The 16,690-nt window shown below is 40.7% G+C and carries 12 protein-coding genes; 7 read left to right on the top strand and 5 right to left on the bottom strand.

Going from position 1 to position 16,690, the window contains the following annotated elements:
* Nucleotides 1-3: 3 nt before the first annotated feature.
* The 4 genes from EWE74_RS09040 to EWE74_RS09025 all read right to left on the bottom strand — a co-directional run bounded on the left by EWE74_RS09040 (nucleotide 4) and on the right by EWE74_RS09025 (nucleotide 3,767).
* A complete protein-coding gene (locus tag EWE74_RS09040) occupies nucleotides 4-2,418 on the bottom strand; it encodes a heavy metal translocating P-type ATPase (RefSeq protein WP_130141240.1) in 2,415 nt (804 codons plus the stop codon).
* A 93-nt stretch (nucleotides 2,419-2,511) separates the two neighbouring features.
* Nucleotides 2,512-3,072 (bottom strand): helix-turn-helix domain-containing protein, encoded by a 561-nt coding sequence (locus EWE74_RS09035; protein ID WP_130141239.1) that lies wholly within the window; start codon nucleotides 3,070-3,072, stop codon nucleotides 2,512-2,514.
* Nucleotides 3,073-3,091: 19 nt separating this feature from the next.
* Nucleotides 3,092-3,523: a type II toxin-antitoxin system VapC family toxin gene (locus EWE74_RS09030; protein ID WP_130141238.1), complete on the bottom strand. Its 432-nt coding sequence runs from the start codon at nucleotides 3,521-3,523 to the stop codon at nucleotides 3,092-3,094.
* On the bottom strand, nucleotides 3,513-3,767 hold the full coding sequence (locus EWE74_RS09025) for a DUF6364 family protein (RefSeq protein WP_130141237.1): 255 nt from the start codon (nucleotides 3,765-3,767) through the stop codon (nucleotides 3,513-3,515). The genes EWE74_RS09030 and EWE74_RS09025 overlap by 11 nt, the downstream gene beginning before the upstream one ends.
* Nucleotides 3,768-4,034: 267 nt before the next feature.
* On the opposite strand from EWE74_RS09025, the gene EWE74_RS09020 reads away from it, so the two are divergent.
* Together EWE74_RS09020 and EWE74_RS09015 are read left to right on the top strand one after the other, a co-directional pair.
* Nucleotides 4,035-4,808: an alpha/beta fold hydrolase gene (locus EWE74_RS09020; RefSeq protein ID WP_130141236.1), complete on the top strand. Its 774-nt coding sequence runs from the start codon at nucleotides 4,035-4,037 to the stop codon at nucleotides 4,806-4,808.
* A 38-nt stretch (nucleotides 4,809-4,846) separates the two neighbouring features.
* The gene (locus tag EWE74_RS09015) at nucleotides 4,847-6,298 is read left to right on the top strand and encodes a glycoside hydrolase family 28 protein (protein WP_130141235.1); all 1,452 of its coding nucleotides are present in this window, start codon (nucleotides 4,847-4,849) and stop codon (nucleotides 6,296-6,298) included.
* 77 nt (nucleotides 6,299-6,375) lie between these two features.
* Here the strand turns inward: EWE74_RS09015 and EWE74_RS09010 are convergent, their stop codons facing one another.
* Nucleotides 6,376-10,392, bottom strand: coding sequence for a hybrid sensor histidine kinase/response regulator transcription factor (locus EWE74_RS09010; protein WP_130141234.1), 4,017 nt, complete (start codon nucleotides 10,390-10,392; stop codon nucleotides 6,376-6,378).
* 352 nt (nucleotides 10,393-10,744) lie between these two features.
* On the opposite strand from EWE74_RS09010, the gene EWE74_RS09005 reads away from it, so the two are divergent.
* From EWE74_RS09005 to EWE74_RS08985, 5 genes are read left to right on the top strand one after another with little or no spacing between them, the layout of a single operon-like run.
* Nucleotides 10,745-11,014 (top strand): hypothetical protein, encoded by a 270-nt coding sequence (locus tag EWE74_RS09005; protein WP_130141233.1) that lies wholly within the window; start codon nucleotides 10,745-10,747, stop codon nucleotides 11,012-11,014.
* A 44-nt stretch (nucleotides 11,015-11,058) separates the two neighbouring features.
* A complete protein-coding gene (locus EWE74_RS09000) occupies nucleotides 11,059-12,471 on the top strand; it encodes an MFS transporter (RefSeq protein ID WP_130141232.1) in 1,413 nt (470 codons plus the stop codon).
* A gap of 21 nt (nucleotides 12,472-12,492) precedes the next feature.
* Nucleotides 12,493-13,638, top strand: a complete 1,146-nt coding sequence (locus EWE74_RS08995; RefSeq protein ID WP_130141231.1) for an endo-1,4-beta-xylanase — start codon at nucleotides 12,493-12,495, stop codon at nucleotides 13,636-13,638.
* Nucleotides 13,639-13,659: 21 nt separating this feature from the next.
* Nucleotides 13,660-14,622, top strand: coding sequence for a glycoside hydrolase family 43 protein (locus EWE74_RS08990; protein WP_130141230.1), 963 nt, complete (start codon nucleotides 13,660-13,662; stop codon nucleotides 14,620-14,622).
* 23 nt (nucleotides 14,623-14,645) lie between these two features.
* Nucleotides 14,646-16,679, top strand: coding sequence for an alpha-glucuronidase (locus EWE74_RS08985; RefSeq protein WP_130141229.1), 2,034 nt, complete (start codon nucleotides 14,646-14,648; stop codon nucleotides 16,677-16,679).
* Nucleotides 16,680-16,690: the final 11 nt, after the last annotated feature.

Raw genomic sequence — 16,690 nt, 5'->3', positions numbered from 1 at the left:
ATATTATTGCTTCCATTTCAGCCGCAAACTGTTGCTTACCACGCTAACACTACTAAGCGCCATCGCCGCACCAGCAATCATCGGATTGAGTAGGAACCCATTTAGCGGATATAATATACCTGCCGCAATTGGGATGCCAATCAAGTTGTAAATAAACGCCCAAAACAGATTTTGTTTGATGGTAGCCACGGTTTGTTTGGATAACTTGATCGCTTCAGGGATCTTTTTTAAATCGGAGGAAATGATGGTCATTTTCGCTACATCCATGGCAATATCACTTCCCTTACCCATAGCTATACTTACATCGGCGATCGCTAGAGCGGTACTATCGTTGATTCCGTCTCCCACCATAGCGACTATTTTACCTTGCTGATGTAACTTCTTAACGAAATCCGCCTTATCCTGCGGTAATACTTCCGCTTTATAATGGGCAATTCCTGTCTGTTCTGCAATTGCCTTGGCCGTAGTCTCGTTATCGCCTGTAAGCATATACAATTCGATACCCATGTCTTGCAGCTGTCTGATAGCTTCGATCGATGTATCTTTTATTTTGTCTGAGATTGCCAACACGGCAAGAGCCTCTGTATTATTAGCAAACCAGATTACCGTTTTGGATTGCGCGCTCCAAGTATCAGCATATTGTTGAAGTTCGGATGCAATTGGGATATTGTTTTCTGCTAATAACTTTTTGTTGCCAGCATAGTAGTCTTTGCCTTCGTAAACTGCTTTTGCACCTTTGCCGGTAATGCTTTCAAACGAAGATAGCGGAAGTATAGGGCTGTTTTCTAGGTGTTTCACTACGGCATCGGCCAACGGATGTTCAGACTGTTTTTCTAAACTGAACAGCACATTTTTGTCGGCATCGCTATCGCGCAGCCATTGCACTTCGGTTACTTCTGGTTTGCCTTCTGTGATAGTACCGGTTTTATCCAAGATAATCGCATCTACCTTTTTTGCCAATTCTAGACTCTCCGCGTCCTTAATCAAAATACCACCTTCAGCCCCTCTTCCAACACCTACCATAATGGCGGTTGGCGTTGCAAGACCCAATGCACAAGGACAGGCAATGACCAAGACCGTGACGGCAGCTAAAAGACCATGTATAAGGCCTTCATTTGTGTCTAATACGAGCCATAAGATAAAGGTGATTAACGCGATACCTATCACAATGGGTACGAATATACCGGCGATTTTATCAACCAGTTTTTGCACCGGAGCTTTACTCCCTTGTGCGTCCTGCACCATTTTAATGATTTGCGCCAGCATCGTCTCTTTACCGACTTTAGTTGCTTTAAACTGGAAGCTTCCTTTTTGGTTTATGGTACCGGCGAATACTTTTTCATGCTCTTTTTTCTGCACGGGAACAGGCTCGCCACTGAGCATACTTTCGTCTACATAAGAATTACCTGAGGTAACCATACCGTCCACCGCTATCTTTTCGCCCGGCTTAACCAATATGACGTCGTCGACATTTACATCGTCAATAGCAACTTGTTTTTCTGTGCCATCAGGGTGTATTAGAACAACTGTTTTCGGTTGTAATCCCATCAACTTTTTAATGGCGGAAGAGGTATTACCTTTAGCCTTTTCTTCCAGAAGCTTGCCTAATAGAATGAAAGCTATAATAACCGCTGCGGCTTCGAAATACACGTGGGGTTCCAGATTCCTTTCTAACCAAAATTCCGGAAACAACATGTTGAATACACTGAATATATAAGCTATTCCGGTGCTCAAAGCAACGAGGGTATCCATATTCGCAGAACGGTGTTTTGCTTGCTTCCAAGCGTTGACAAAAAAGTCCTTACCTAGCCATAAGACAACTGGAGTTGAAAAAAGCCACATGATTTCGTTGCCATAGGGCATATGCATGAAAAACATCCCGATAACAACGACGGGAAGCGTTAATATAATTGCCCAGATCGTTTTGTTTTTCAGTTTTTTGTATTTTTTTGCATGGATAGCTTCGAGTGTTTCCTGTTGGGAGCTTTCATCTTCTAGAAACAGATCATAACCAATGTCTTGTAATGCCTTTTGTATAGCAGAGGCATCGATCATATTAGGAAGATACTCTACCGTTAGTGTAGAATTTGCAAAGTTTACGGAAGCATTTAACACGCCTGATAGGGCTTTTACTGTACTTTCTGAGCTGACAGCACATCCGGCGCAGGTCATATGGAGTACAGGGAATGATTGCCTCATCGTGGTCACGCCATAACCTAAATCTTTAATGGTTTTGATCGCTTTCTCCACAGCAGATATGTCGTTTACTACGATTTTAGCTTGTTCGTTGTTCAATTCCACACGGTGACTTTCAACACCTTCCACTTGCGCCAAACCTTTATCGACAATCATAGCGCAATGTTCACTATCTACTCCTTCGAGAGGGAGGACTACTGTTTGTTTACTATCCGTTGCCATATGGTTCCTTTCATTAATACAATAACAAAGTTCGCCATAAACAGTTGGTTAGCTGTTACACTATTTTGGGAAAGAGTTGTAAGATTTACTTCTCTAAATCTCATCTAAAGGTTTGCGCTTATCTTCTTTTATTTGCTTAAAATGGCTAGGTGTCAATCCCGTGACTTTCTTAAACTGGTTGCTTAGGTATGCCACGCTGGAATAACCTAGCTGATAGGCAATCTCACTAAGCGATAATTCGTCATATACCAATAATTCCTTAACACGCTCAATTTTCTGCGCAATATGGTATTTCTCAATAGTAACACCTTCCACTTCGGAGAAGAGGTTGGATAGGTAATTGTAATCGTGCTGCAGTTCCTCGGCTAAGAAATCCGATAGATTGCTGTTTCTTTCACTATTTTGATCACGCACCCATTGAATTACAATGGCTTTTATCTGCGCAATGAGTTGGCTCTTCTTGTCGTCTATTAACTCAAATCCGAGTGGCTCCAGTACGTCGGCAATCCTGTCTAATTGCACTTGCCCCGATGCCTCCGTCAACACCACTTCTCCTAATTTTATCGCCTGTATATGGAGACCGAGTTTCTCTATCTCTTGTCGAACAACCATTATGCAGCGGTTGCATACCATATTTTTGATGTATACTGTCATGAAATAACCATGTATAGTGTTAATCCCTATTTTTTCTAAACATTTTTAGGAAATCTACAGGAGTCATCACCGATATATCTGCACTTTTATAATCTTTTATGTTTCGGGTGATGATCACGTCTAACCCTTTAACGGTTAATGCTGAAGAATATTGAATGGAATCTTCATAGTCAGAAAATTCATTTTTTAGGGCCTGTAGAATTTCTTTCTTCGTAGTACCGATAATTTCCGTCATTTCTGCAAGTGTCTCTATTACTTCCAACGTTTTTTTATGCCCTAAAAACCGTCTTACGATATAGTAGATGTTATTTATGCTAACAGCTGATAAAAACAAAACAACAGCCCCACTTTCGCCCAGTTCAAAAAGCTCACTGGCTGGGTTTGCATGAGGTTCCCTATCCGTAAAAAAATCAATGACGACGTCCGAATCGATAAATAATTTATAGGCCATATTTTTTAGATAATTCTTCCGCCAGCATTTTTTTGTAGTCGATATTTTCGTCAGTTTTTATAATTCCGCGTAGTTTTTGAATCTTAGGAGAAAGTTGTTTTGGCTTAATTTTTCTTGTATCTACCGTTAACAGCTTGAAATAGTTCTCAACCATTTCAGAGAGGCTTTGTCCTCGCTCTTTCGCATATTTTTTTGCAGTTTCAATAACTTCTTTCTCCAATGTCAAGGTCAGTTTTGTACTCATGATTTCCTCCTTTATACAAAAATACGTGTTTGTTTTATGAAAAACAACACGTGTGGCAACGGGGAATAATGTAATTCGAAAGTAATGATAATAAAGGAACGACTGCATTATCCCCTTCTTAACAGTAAATGCCACATCCGGATGTTTGAGGTCTGTAGAAATTTATCCTTAGCACTATCCATTCCTCTCAAATATCCGAAGTGGCGATTTTTTTGGTCCATTTTTTTCTAAAAAAAAGGACAATGAAAAACCTTATCTTTACCCCTTATGGATATTTTACATTCACGAATATACGGAGAGGACAAGCCGGGCACACCTTTATTGGTTATGCATGGTTTATTTGGCATGTCCGATAATTGGGGAAGTTTCGGCCGCGAGTTTGGCGAAAAAACACCGATACATTTAATTGATCTACGCAACCATGGACATAGTTTTCACGCCGATGATATGTCGTTGTCGGTCATGGTAGAAGACCTGGAAGCTTATATACAGCATCAGGGGCTTCAAGAAGTTGATATACTCGGGCATTCGCTTGGTGGTAAAGTCGCTATGCAATACGCTGTTTCGAAATCTACCAATATCAGAAAGCTTATTGTCGTTGATATCGCACCAAAAGCTTACCCGCCACACCACCAAAAGATATTGGAAGCATTGGCCGCCGTCAAGATTAGTGAACTGAGCAACCGTAAGGAAGTAGAAGAACAATTGCGTCAGTATTTAGATGAAGTTGGTGTCATCCAATTTTTGCTTAAAAATGTTTATATAAAAGAGGATCGAACGTTGGATTGGCGATTCAATTTGAAAACGTTAGCAGAAAAATATGCCGATTTTATCACGGTCGGCGTTGAACCCGGCGTTTACGAAGGGGAAACGCTCTTTATTGCGGGAGAAAAATCAAAATATATCTTACCCGAAGACTATCCAATGATAAAAGAGATGTTTCCATATTCGTCAATCGAGAAAGTTCCAAATGCAGGACATTGGGTGCAAGCAGAGAATCCAAAAGCATTCAATGCAATGGCAGCACAGTTTTTAGGATGATGAATACCACTAAATTTTGAATCAAATAAACAGTAAATATGAAGGAAATACGTAATTTAATGATCGCAGCAATTTTGCCATTTAGTTTGTTAGTCAGTTGCGGGGAAAGTCAGAAAAAACAAGAGCAAACAAATGATCAAGCATGGAAAGTGGCAGATAGTATTCGTACATTAATTGTAGAACCTACTTTTGCAAAGAAAGATTTTATCATTACGGACTACGGAGCGAGTTCTGATAGTACGAAACTAAGTACTACTGCTATCAATCAAGCTATCGAGGCTTGTCATCTGGATGGTGGCGGAAGCGTTATAGTTCCGCAAGGGACATTTTTGACAGGTGCTATCCATCTGAAAAGTAATGTCAATTTACACCTGGAAGATGGCGCTAAATTATTGTTCAGCCGGAATACCGAAGACTATAAACCATTAGTAAAAACGCGTTGGGAAGGCATGGAATGTATGAATTACTCGCCTTTAATTTATGCATATGGTCAGGAAAATATAGCCATAACAGGGAAGGGTATCCTTGATGGTAATGCGAATAACGAACATTGGTGGCCGTGGAAAGCCAAAAAAGAATATGGCTGGGCAGAGGGTATGGATAACCAACTAACGGCAGTTAAAAAATTAACACAGGAAGTGAAAGATGGTATTCCGGTAGAGAATAGAGTATATGGTGATGGACATTTCTTACGTCCACCTTTTATTCAACCCTATAATTCTTCCAATATATTGATTGCGGATGTTAAAATTATCAATGCTCCGTTTTGGAATATCAATCCCGTGTTGTGCGAGAACGTGACCGTACGGAACGTTAGCGTAGTAACCCATGGTCCCAATAATGACGGTTGTAATCCCGAATCCAGTAAAAATGTGCTCATAACCAACTGTTATTTTGATACCGGCGATGACTGTATCGCTATTAAATCCGGTCGAAATGAAGACGGTCGTACTATCGGGCGTCCGGCAGAAAATCATATTATTGAAAATTGTGAGATGAAAGATGGCCATGGCGGCATTGTGATCGGCAGCGAAATATCCGGAGGAGCAAAGAATATATTTGCACAGAATCTTAAAATGGACAGTCCCGAATTGGATAGAGTATTACGCATTAAAACGAGCTCGCTTCGTGGAGGTGTCATCGAAAATATATACATGCGGAATGTAGAAGTTGGTGCATATAAAGAAGCAGCAGTTTTGGTGGATATGTTTTATGAAAATCCGGGTGATTTTATGCCGACGGTACGCAACATTACAGTCGAGAATTTAAACGTAAAAAAAGGAGGCAAATTTGGGGTTTTAATTAATGCGTATGAAGAATCTCCTGCTGAAAATCTTCGTATTGTCAATTCAAATATCGAAGGCGTTGACGTGCCTATTCAGGCGAATTATACCAAAGGGATGTCTTTTGAAAATGTATCGATAAATGGAAAACTTGTGACGGATGAAGATATTCAGTCTGACTCTAATGCTGAGTTTGAGAAGTTTTAAAAGCACTAATTTCAAATAAAATAACGGAGGTTGATACATGAAGTCATCCTCCGTTATTGTTAAAAATTTACTATATATTAACTGTGCTGGTTCGCGTGTCGGTTAATATATTCTGATGGGCTTAGACCATACATTTTTTTAAACAGTGTAGAGAAATGCGTTTGATTAGTGAATCCTAAAGCGTACGCAACCTGGGAAATATTCATTTGTTTATCCAATAATAATTTTTCTGCCTGTTTTAAACGGATATTCCGAATAAACTCACTTGTGGAGATACCTGTTAAGGCTTTCACTTTACGATGCAATTGCACCCTGCTTAACCCAACTTCATCCGCTAATAGTTGTACATTCAGACTCGGATTTTCGAGATAATCATTGATGATTTTGACTATCCGTTCCATCAGTATCTCATCGCTAGATTTGAAGGAAATCGTCTTTACTTTTCCCTCTTGATCCTGTGCGCCCGAGTATTTTCCTTTAACGGTCATGCGATTTTTTATCAAGTTCTCTGCTGTGATTAACAATTCGTCAATAAGGAAGGGCTTGGTTAAGTACGCGTCCGCACCCAGGCCTATTCCTTGCATACGGTCTTCCTGTGTTATTTTCGCAGTTAGCAATATGATAGGAATATGATTGGTCGTACTATTGCTTTTTATTTTTTTTACCAGTTCAAACCCGTTCATATCCGGCATCGATACATCAGAGATTATCAGGTCTGGAAGTTGCGAAAGTGCAAGCTGAAAGGCTTCACTTCCGTTTTCGGCCGATATGATCTTATATATATTCTGTAGTTCCTGGCTAACATACCTTAAGATGTCTTTTTCATCATCAACCACTAATACTTTGAAATTAGTTTTATGATGCATGATTTTATTGGTAACGGATTCTGTCTCTACCTGAGTAGACGGTACCGCTAGGATGCTTGGATCCATTTTATCTTTTTCAATCGGTACTTTTTCTATTTGTGCTTTTGGTAGATGGGTTGCTCCCATTGGTATCTGTACACAAAAGCTACACCCTCGTTTATCCGTCCTGTTTTCCACGGATATTTTTCCGCCATGTTTTTTAATAAGTACTTCCGTGAGATGTAGACCAATACCAGAACCCTGCTGTCCACCCGCAACCTGATTGTTACCTTGATAAAACCGCTTGAAAATATGATGATCTTCTCCTTCAGGGACGCCAGGTCCCGTGTCGGTTACGGTTATTTCCGCATAGTTCTGCTGTTTGCTTAACTGTTTATGGGAAATAGACGTAATGTTGATTTCTATACTTCCGTTATCAGGCGTGTATTTAAAAGCATTTGAAAGCAGGTTGTTAATCACCTTATCGATACTGTTCGTATCGACCCAAACGGGAATGTATGTGGAATCTGAATTCACGCGAAAATCTATATTTCTTTCGCGTGCCTGTTGTTCAAAAGATTGTGCACATTGCTTCACAAAGTCTGCTAGATTGGTTTCTGCAAATTTTAATTGGAGCTGTCCACTCTCGAGCTTTCGAATATCGAGCAACTGGTTCACAAGATTAAGTATACGATGTGCATTTTTGCGCATATTTTGCAGCGTTTCCTTTGACGATACATCCGACGTATTTTTGATAAGCTTATCTATTGGACTAAGCACTAGGGTCAGGGGAGAGCGAATCTCGTGTGAAATGTCCGTGAAAAGCTGCAGTTTATAAGCATGTAGCTTCTCTAGTCGACGTTCGCGAAGATAGTTTGCGATTAAAATAATGATGCCGATAACTAAAGCCATATAAACAAGATACGCTAGCGTACTTCGGTACCAAGGAGGCATAACGTGTAACGTAATGGTTTTACTCTCTGAATAAGCACCAAATTTACAGGCTCGAATTTCCAGTTCATGATCTCCCGGCGAAAGATTATTGTATGTAATCAAGTTAACGCCAGGTAAGTTGGTGTTCCAGGTTTTGTTAAAACCCTTTAACCGATACTCATAATGGATATTCTCTGGGCTGTTAAAATCCATCGTAGATAACTCCAGCGTAAAACTATCATCTTGGTTCGCAAAATAAAATTCGGAAGCTGTGGCGAGGCTTTCTGTAAAGATTGGCTTTTTTCCTGATAGGTAACCCGGTTTTATCGTCTGGTTTCGGATATATAGATTTGTAATATAAACGGGGTTTGGGTATTTTGATAACCGTACCTGTTGTGGATAAAACGAAGTTATTCCTTGCTTTCCGCCGAAGTAAATTTTTCCGTCGCTACTTTGATGATAGACAGATCGATTGTAAGAACGATCGACCAGTCCATCTCCCGTATAATATGTTACGACTTTGTTATTTACGGGGTTAACATAATTAATTCCATTAAAGGTGCTACACCAAATATTACCATCTTTATCTTCGCCAAGTCCCGAGATAACATTACTAGAAAGTCCATTGTTGGTCGTATAACTCGATATCTTTCGGGTATCTTTTTCAATTTTATGCAGGCCATTATAGGTCCCCACCCATATATTGCCATGTCTGTCCTGCAAGAGGGAAAGTACAATCTGTTCGGATAGTTCTTTGTTGACCTCCTCACCCACAAAGGTGTTATTTTGGGGATCGTAACAACTAATTCCCTTATGATGGCCTAACCATATCAAACCCTTTTGGTCGCACAAAATTGTATGGATCCAGTCGTTTCCCAGCTGACCTACTGAAGCTGTATTGTTATTCATACTAAAGTGCCTATAGCTTTGTTTCTCAACATCAAATTCTACGAAACCACTTCCAAACGTTGATACGTATAGCTTGCCGTTTTTTCCAATAGCTAGCGTATTCGTCTCTTTTCCCTCCAATACACCTAAGTACTGTGCGTCACCGTCTTTAGTGTTTATCTTCCCCAATCCGTCTAAGTACGAAGTAAACCATATATTCTCGTTTTTATCTACTATAAGCTTCGTGACATTGCGCAAATCACCGTATCGTCTAAGCAAGTGGCCGTTGCTATCGGCCATAAATACGCCATTTCCGTCAACACTGTACCAAGTGTGTTTATTGTGGTCTGTTGTGATAGCGTTGATTTGATCTTTATCCAATTCATCTAATTCTAACACGCGCCAGAAGGAAAACTGTTTGCTTGTAGCCGGTATAAAGACTAGCCCGCGTTGAAACCAACCCAACCATAAGTTTTTCTCCCGATCTTGAAGAAATGTCTGTATTCGAGCTTGGCTGTAACTTTTGTCGAGATTAGGCAATTCTGCCTGACGCAATATGTACTGCTGTGTAGCTAACTCTAAGTACCACATTCCAGCGCCCTCTGTACTGAATAGCACATCTTTGTTATCGACAACTCTAATATCACTTATGGTCTTGTTTCTATCCGTTTCAAAAAGCAAAGGAGTATACCTATTGCTAGCGGGATCAAATAATACTGCTTGAGAACCATACGCGAGGATAACTTCTCCTGAGGAGGTTTTTGCCATATGATATTTTCCTCCTTTTGGAAAAGGAATTTGAGCCTTTGAGATTTTTCTGCTATATGTAAGATCTGGAGATAAACAGGTAACACCAGTACGATCGATGGCTATCCAGAGGTTTTTTTCGTTATCTTCCAAAAGTTTTCGTCCGTACATCCCCTTAACAAGTTGATTCACTTGTTCCAATGAGCTTGCTACACGTTGGTTAACATCGATAGCATAGATACCCCAACCGGAAGTTGTTACCAATAATGATCCGTCAGCACGTGTCAGAATATCGGTAATATGCGGCGCAATCTGATCGGGAAATTGTATTCGCACGAATTGCTCTGTATGTTGATCATAATACTGTAGTCCGTTTGAGCATCCGATCCATAAATAATCTTGATTATCGCGATGTAGAATGGTCACGTGATTACTGGAAATGGAAGTGCTATCCTGCACATCATGAAGATATTGAATAAAACGTACCCCATCGAATTTGTTTAGTCCATATTCTGTCGCTATCCAAATATAACCATGTCTATCTTGAGCAATACTATTAATAAGATTGGATGATAGTTCCCCGAAACCATAATCGCGATGATCATAGATACGTGTAGCTTGCCCGTACGACATGGTGATCGTTGTCCAGATAAATAGAATGGATAAAAATACTTTTAACATGGGGTTTCCGGTTACTTTTTCGAAAGATACGTAATCCACTGTTTATTTAACAAATGAAAACGTGTTTTATTCACCTCTAGCGCGATGTTTTAATAAATAGGAAACATAGAGAAATGAAAATGAAACATGTGTACATGTGTCTGGAACAAAATAGAGGGCGAATGTAACGCCTGCAAGGAAGGGTACTGCCTTTTAATTTTACCTTTACTATCGTGATTTTCTACTGATGCATGCTACGGTGCTGCTCTACTGCTGGAAAATAATCATACGCATACTTTAAAGGTTTGGTAACATATTTCTGTGACTTTTAAAGTGCCAATTTGAATAATATAAACCATTGTTTAATCATTTGATGATGAGACTTTTTTTTACTTTATTTTTAGTAATATTTTTTGCTTCTAATTCGAACGCACAGCTTAGAGAATCGAAATTTATTTTTCAGGAAGCCCAAGCTGGCGATCTGGCATTAGTTGATCGTGGATCCCCCCTTTCACTACATTTCGATCTTAAAAACGATAAGGTTGTTTTGCGTGCAGTTGAAAATCGACGACAGGATTTTGAAATGGTAGCAGGTAGACTCAAGCCATCTTATTTAGGACCGCCACAAAGTGTACAACTATAATAGTTAGAGAATTTTATGAACCTTCAATAGTAGCTTTTCGCAATATGAATGCAGAACAACGTCGGTCTGACGAATCAAAAGGCTTTTATAAGCTTTCACAAGTACAACGTATTGGGTTTGGGTCTGGAGACTTAGCCCAAAACCTCATCTATCAGACGGTTTCGATGTACTTGCTTATTTTTTATACCAATGTTTTCGGTATTTCAGCTGCAGCCGCCGGTGTCATGTTTTTGGTGGTCAGGGTTGTCGATGTTGTTTGGGATCCTATTGTGGGAGCCTTTGTGGATAAAAGTAACCCTAAAATGGGCAAATACAGGTCGTATCTGGTGCTTGGCGGTATACCGCTTACTGGCTTTGCTATTCTCTGCTTCTGGAATGGATTTTCTGGCTCGTTGGTGTATGCTTATGTGACTTACGTAGGCTTGTCTATGCTGTATACCCTAATTAATGTTCCCTATGGCGCGCTCAATGCCTCGCTGACACGCGATACGGATGAAATTACAAAATTAACGGCAGTGCGTATGTTTATGGCTAACCTTGGAGGACTAGCTGTAGGGTACGGTGTGCCGATTGTCGTGCAATATTTTTCGCCAGACGGAAAAATAAATTCCAGTGCTTCTGGCGAGGCTTGGTTTATCACTATGACTATTTATGCAGTCATAGGACTTGCATTGTTATTGTTCTGTTACACGCAGACGAGAGAGCGTGTTGTGATGGATGAGAAAGATACCGAGAAGGTGAAAGTTTCTGATCTGTGGGTAGAATTTAAACACAACGGACCATTACGTGTGCTTGCATTTTTCTTTATTACGGCTTTTGCCATGATGGCTATTGGAAACTCAGCGGGCTCTTACTACATGATATACAACGTCCAAGCGCCGGAGATGTTGCCGTATTTTATGGCACTTGGCTCTATTCCAGCTTTTATTTTTATGCCGCTAGTTCCTGCTATAAAGCGTGCTATTGGTAAAAAACAGATGTTTTATGTTTTCCTCACGATCGCTGTCTTTGGAATGATCATGTTGTACATCATTTCGGTTGTGCCAACTCTCAAAACGAACATATGGTTGGTACTGGTCGCTCAGTTCGTTAAATCTACCGGAGTGATCGTGGCTACAGGGTATATGTGGGCGCTGGTACCAGAAGTTATATCTTATGGGGAGCATGCCACTGGTAAACGTATCTCCGGTATCGTAAATGCATTGACAGGTATTTTCTATAAAGCAGGTATGGCACTAGGTGGAGTCGTTCCGGGCCTAGTATTAGCGTATGTAGGTTTTGATAAAAACGATGCTGTAACACAGTCTGCATTTGCGGAACAGGGAATTCTCTGGCTTGTTGCTATTATCCCCGCGATACTGCTCATTGTAGCCATGTTTATTATCTCCAAATATACTTTAGATGATGACGTGATCGAGAGAATCAATATAGAAATAGAGAATAGACATAAAAAATAAATAGAAATATATAGACAAAACATGAATTTAATCAAAACGGTAGTTTTAGCTGGTGTAGCGACCCTTGGTATGGCGTGCATGTCCTCGAATTCACAGGTAGTTGAACAAAAATCAGACAAACCGCTTGCGGTATTGAAAGATGCTTATGCGGATAAATTCTATATGGGTACCGCACTTAATTTAGATCAGATTTGGGATCGGAACCCAGCTGCGATCGCAGTTGTGAAAAAGCATTTTAATTCCGTCGTAGCGGAGAATTGTATGAAAAGTATGTTTTTACAACCGCGTGAAGGCGAATTTTATTTCGATGATGCGGACCGCTTTGTGAAGTTCGGCGAAGAAAACAATATGCACCTAGTAGGTCATACACTGATTTGGCATTCGCAAGCGCCGAAGTGGTTTTTTACCGATAAAAAGGGAAATGATGTTTCCCGTGACGTACTCATTGACCGTATGCGTAATCATATTCATACGATAGTCTCCCGTTATAAAGGTCGTATTCATGGGTGGGATGTTGTCAATGAGGCAATATTAGACAATGGAGAATATCGGAAAAGTAAGTTTTATGAGATTATAGGCGAGGACTTTATCCCTTTAGCTTTTCAATTTGCCAGGGAAGCAGATCCGGAGGCAGAGTTATACTACAATGATTACTCGACAGCTATACCTGCAAAACGCGACGGAATCGTGAAGATGGTTCAAAAAGTGATCGATAGCGGTATCAAAGTTGATGGTTTGGGGATGCAGGAACATCACGGACTTGATCATGCTAGTATTCAGGATGTAGAAAATACGATTGAAGCTTTTGCTGCCTTGGGTACAAAAGTTATGGTGACGGAGATGGATATATCCGTCTTACCACACGCAAGAGCACATGTGGGGGCAGAATTGAGTGATACATCTGCTTATAGTAAAACTTTAGACCCTTACCGCGAAGGTTTATCGGCTGACGTGATGGAAAAATTAGGTAAACGTTATGTGGATTTCTTCACCCTATACACTAAACATCAGGATAAGATTAGTCGTGTTACGCTTTGGGGCGTAGGCGATGGAGACTCGTGGAAAAATGATTGGCCGATTCATGGACGAACCGATTATCCGCTATTGTTTGATCGCGACTATCAACCCAAACCTTTCTTTGCCGATATTCTTGAGATAGTTAAATAAACAGATACATTTTAGAAAATTATGAACAAGTCGAGATATTTATTTCCGAACGATTATATGGCAGATCCATCTGCTCATGTTTTTGAAGATAGGATTTTTATTTATCCATCGCATGATCGGGAAAGTGGTATTCCCGAAAATGATAATGGCGACCACTTCGACATGCAGGATTATCATGTTTTTTCGATGGATGATGTTGATGCCAATGTGGTCGATCACGGTGTTGCCCTAACGGTCAACGACATTTCATGGGCGGGTAGGCAACTTTGGGATTCTGATGTGGCTCATAAAGATGGAAAATACTTTATGTACTTTCCGCTAAAAGACAAGAATGATATTTTTCGCTTAGGCGTAGCGATCAGTGAAAAGCCCGAAGGACCTTTTGTTCCAGAACCACATCCGATTAAGGGAAGCTATAGTATCGATCCATGTGCTTTTGAGGATAATGGTATACATTACCTCTATTTTGGTGGAATTTGGGGTGGACAGCTCCAGTTTTACCGCGATAACAAACTGACACCTCCCTGTGAATTACCACTTTTCCATGAGCCAGCACTTTGTCCGAAAGTTGTCAAGTTGGGTGACGACATGCGGGAATTTGCCGAGGAGCCGCAAGATCTGATTATACTAGATGAACAGGGTAATTCTTTAAGACAAGGAGATACGGAACGCCGCTTCTTTGAAGCATCTTGGATGCATAAATATAATGGCAAATATTACTTTTCTTATTCCACTGGAGATACGCACCTGTTGTGTTATGCGATAGGGGATAATCCGTATGGTCCATTTACCTATCAAGGTGTGATACTAACTCCAGTTATTGGATGGACAACGCATCATAGTATCGTTGAATTCAAAGGTAAATGGTTCCTTTTTTATCATGATACCGTTCCTTCCGGGGGGAAAACTTGGTTGCGAAGCATGAAAATGGTTGAGCTGGAATATGATGAAAATGGATTGATAAAAACCATTGAAGGACAATAATGTAGAATGATAACCTTTTTGCAATGAGAAAACTATTTTTTTTACTGACTTTACTGATTCCTCGTGCGCTTTATGCAGCTGATGGAAGCGAACTTTGGTTGCGATATAAGCCCGTTGATGCAGAAGTGGCACAGCGGCGTACGATTCGATTGCAAGTTAACAATGAGATCGCGCAATTAGCAAAGAAGGAACTAGATAGCTACTGGTCAGGATCGCCTGTAGAACTCCGGCTGGACAGATCGGTTAAGAGATTAAAAGAAGGTTATCAGATTAAAAGAAGAGGTTCTGATCTATTGGTGACCGCAGCAAAACCTGTTGGTTTGTTATATGCCGCATATCATTTGCTTAGACTACAAGAGGTGGGAGCAGACGTTCAAAATATTGATATTGAAGAGGTCCCAGATTTTGATATCCGTATTTTAAACCATTGGGATAATCTAGATGGCACCGTCGAACGGGGATATGCAGGCTATTCATTGTGGAAATGGGATGACCTGCCAAAAAAAATATCGCCTCGATATGAACGATACGCGCGAGCCAATGCATCTATAGGCATAAATGCTACGGTATTGAACAATGTAAATGCCTCACCACAGATTCTAACACCGGACTATCTCGAAAAGGTAAAAGCATTAGCAGACGTTTTTCGAAAGTATGGTATAAGGGTTTATCTATCCGCAAATTTCTCCTCACCTAAAGTGCTGGGTGGTTTGGCCGATTCGGATCCTTTACGTAAAGAAGTGAAGGCGTGGTGGATAGCTAAAGTCGACGAAATTTATAAGCATATTCCCGATTTTGGCGGTTTTTTGGTTAAGGCAAATTCGGAAGGACAGCCTGGTCCACAAGATTACGGGCGTACACACGCCGACGGTGCCAATATGCTAGCAGATGCTTTAAAGCCTTACGGTGGGACTGTTATGTGGCGGGCTTTTGTGTATAATCCCACGCAAGAAGATCGAGCCAAACAGGCATACCAAGAGTTTGTGCCGCTGGATGGAAAATTTCGGGAAAATGTCATTATACAGATAAAAAATGGGCCTATAGATTTTCAACCACGGGAACCTTTTACGCCCGTGTTCGGTGCAATGGACAAGACACAGCAGATGGTTGAATTTCAGATTACACAGGAATATTTGGGTTTTTCGAATCATTTAGTGTACTTGGCGCCCCTGTTTAAGGAAACTTTAGATGCCGAGACCTTCAGTCGGGGGCCGGGTAGCACTGTAGCCAGGATAACCACCAGCAGTGCAGGGGGAAGTAAAAAGACAGCGATATCTGCTGTTTCCAATATCGGAGAAGATGACAGCTGGACAGGACATCATTTTGGACAGGCAAATTGGTATGCTTTTGGCCGTCTGGCTTGGAATCATCAGCTCACATCTGAAGACATTGCCGAGGAATGGATTTGTCAAACCTTCACCGGTGCGACAGCGTTTAGGGAGCCTGTTCGCCAGATGATGATGGATTCACGTGAAGCAGTCGTTGATTACATGATGCCGCTCGGATTACACCATATATTTGCATTTGATCATCATTACGGCCCCGAACCTTGGGGTGATATGGAAGGCGGAAGGCCGGACTGGATGCCCTGGTATTATCATAATGCGGATACGACAGGTATAGGATTTAACCGTACGAAAAGTGGAAGTAATGCGGTGTCCCAATATAAGGAACCTTTACAGACTGCATACGGTAACTTAACAACATGTCCAGAAAATCTACTCTTATATTTTCACCATGTGTCTTGGAGTCATACCATGAAAAGTGGCCGTAGTTTATGGGACGAGCTTTGCTTTCGTTATGATCGGGGTGTAAAGGAGGTACGCGAATTTCAGAAAACCTGGGATCGATTGGAGTCTTATGTGGATCAACAGCGATTTGAAGAGGTGCAGTCCAAGCTAAAAATACAGACGAGGGATGCAGTTTGGTGGAAAGATGCCTGTCTACTCTATTTTCAGATATTCGCAAAGATGCCGATACCCTACGAACTGGAGCGACCGATTCACGAACTCGATGAATTAAAAAAAATAAAACTGGATATGAAACATCATAATTGATTTATTAACAA

This window comes from Sphingobacterium corticibacterium, from assembly GCF_004208525.1.
Taxonomy (GTDB): domain Bacteria; phylum Bacteroidota; class Bacteroidia; order Sphingobacteriales; family Sphingobacteriaceae; genus Sphingobacterium; species Sphingobacterium corticibacterium.
This window is presented reverse-complemented; position numbering and strand designations above follow the sequence as displayed.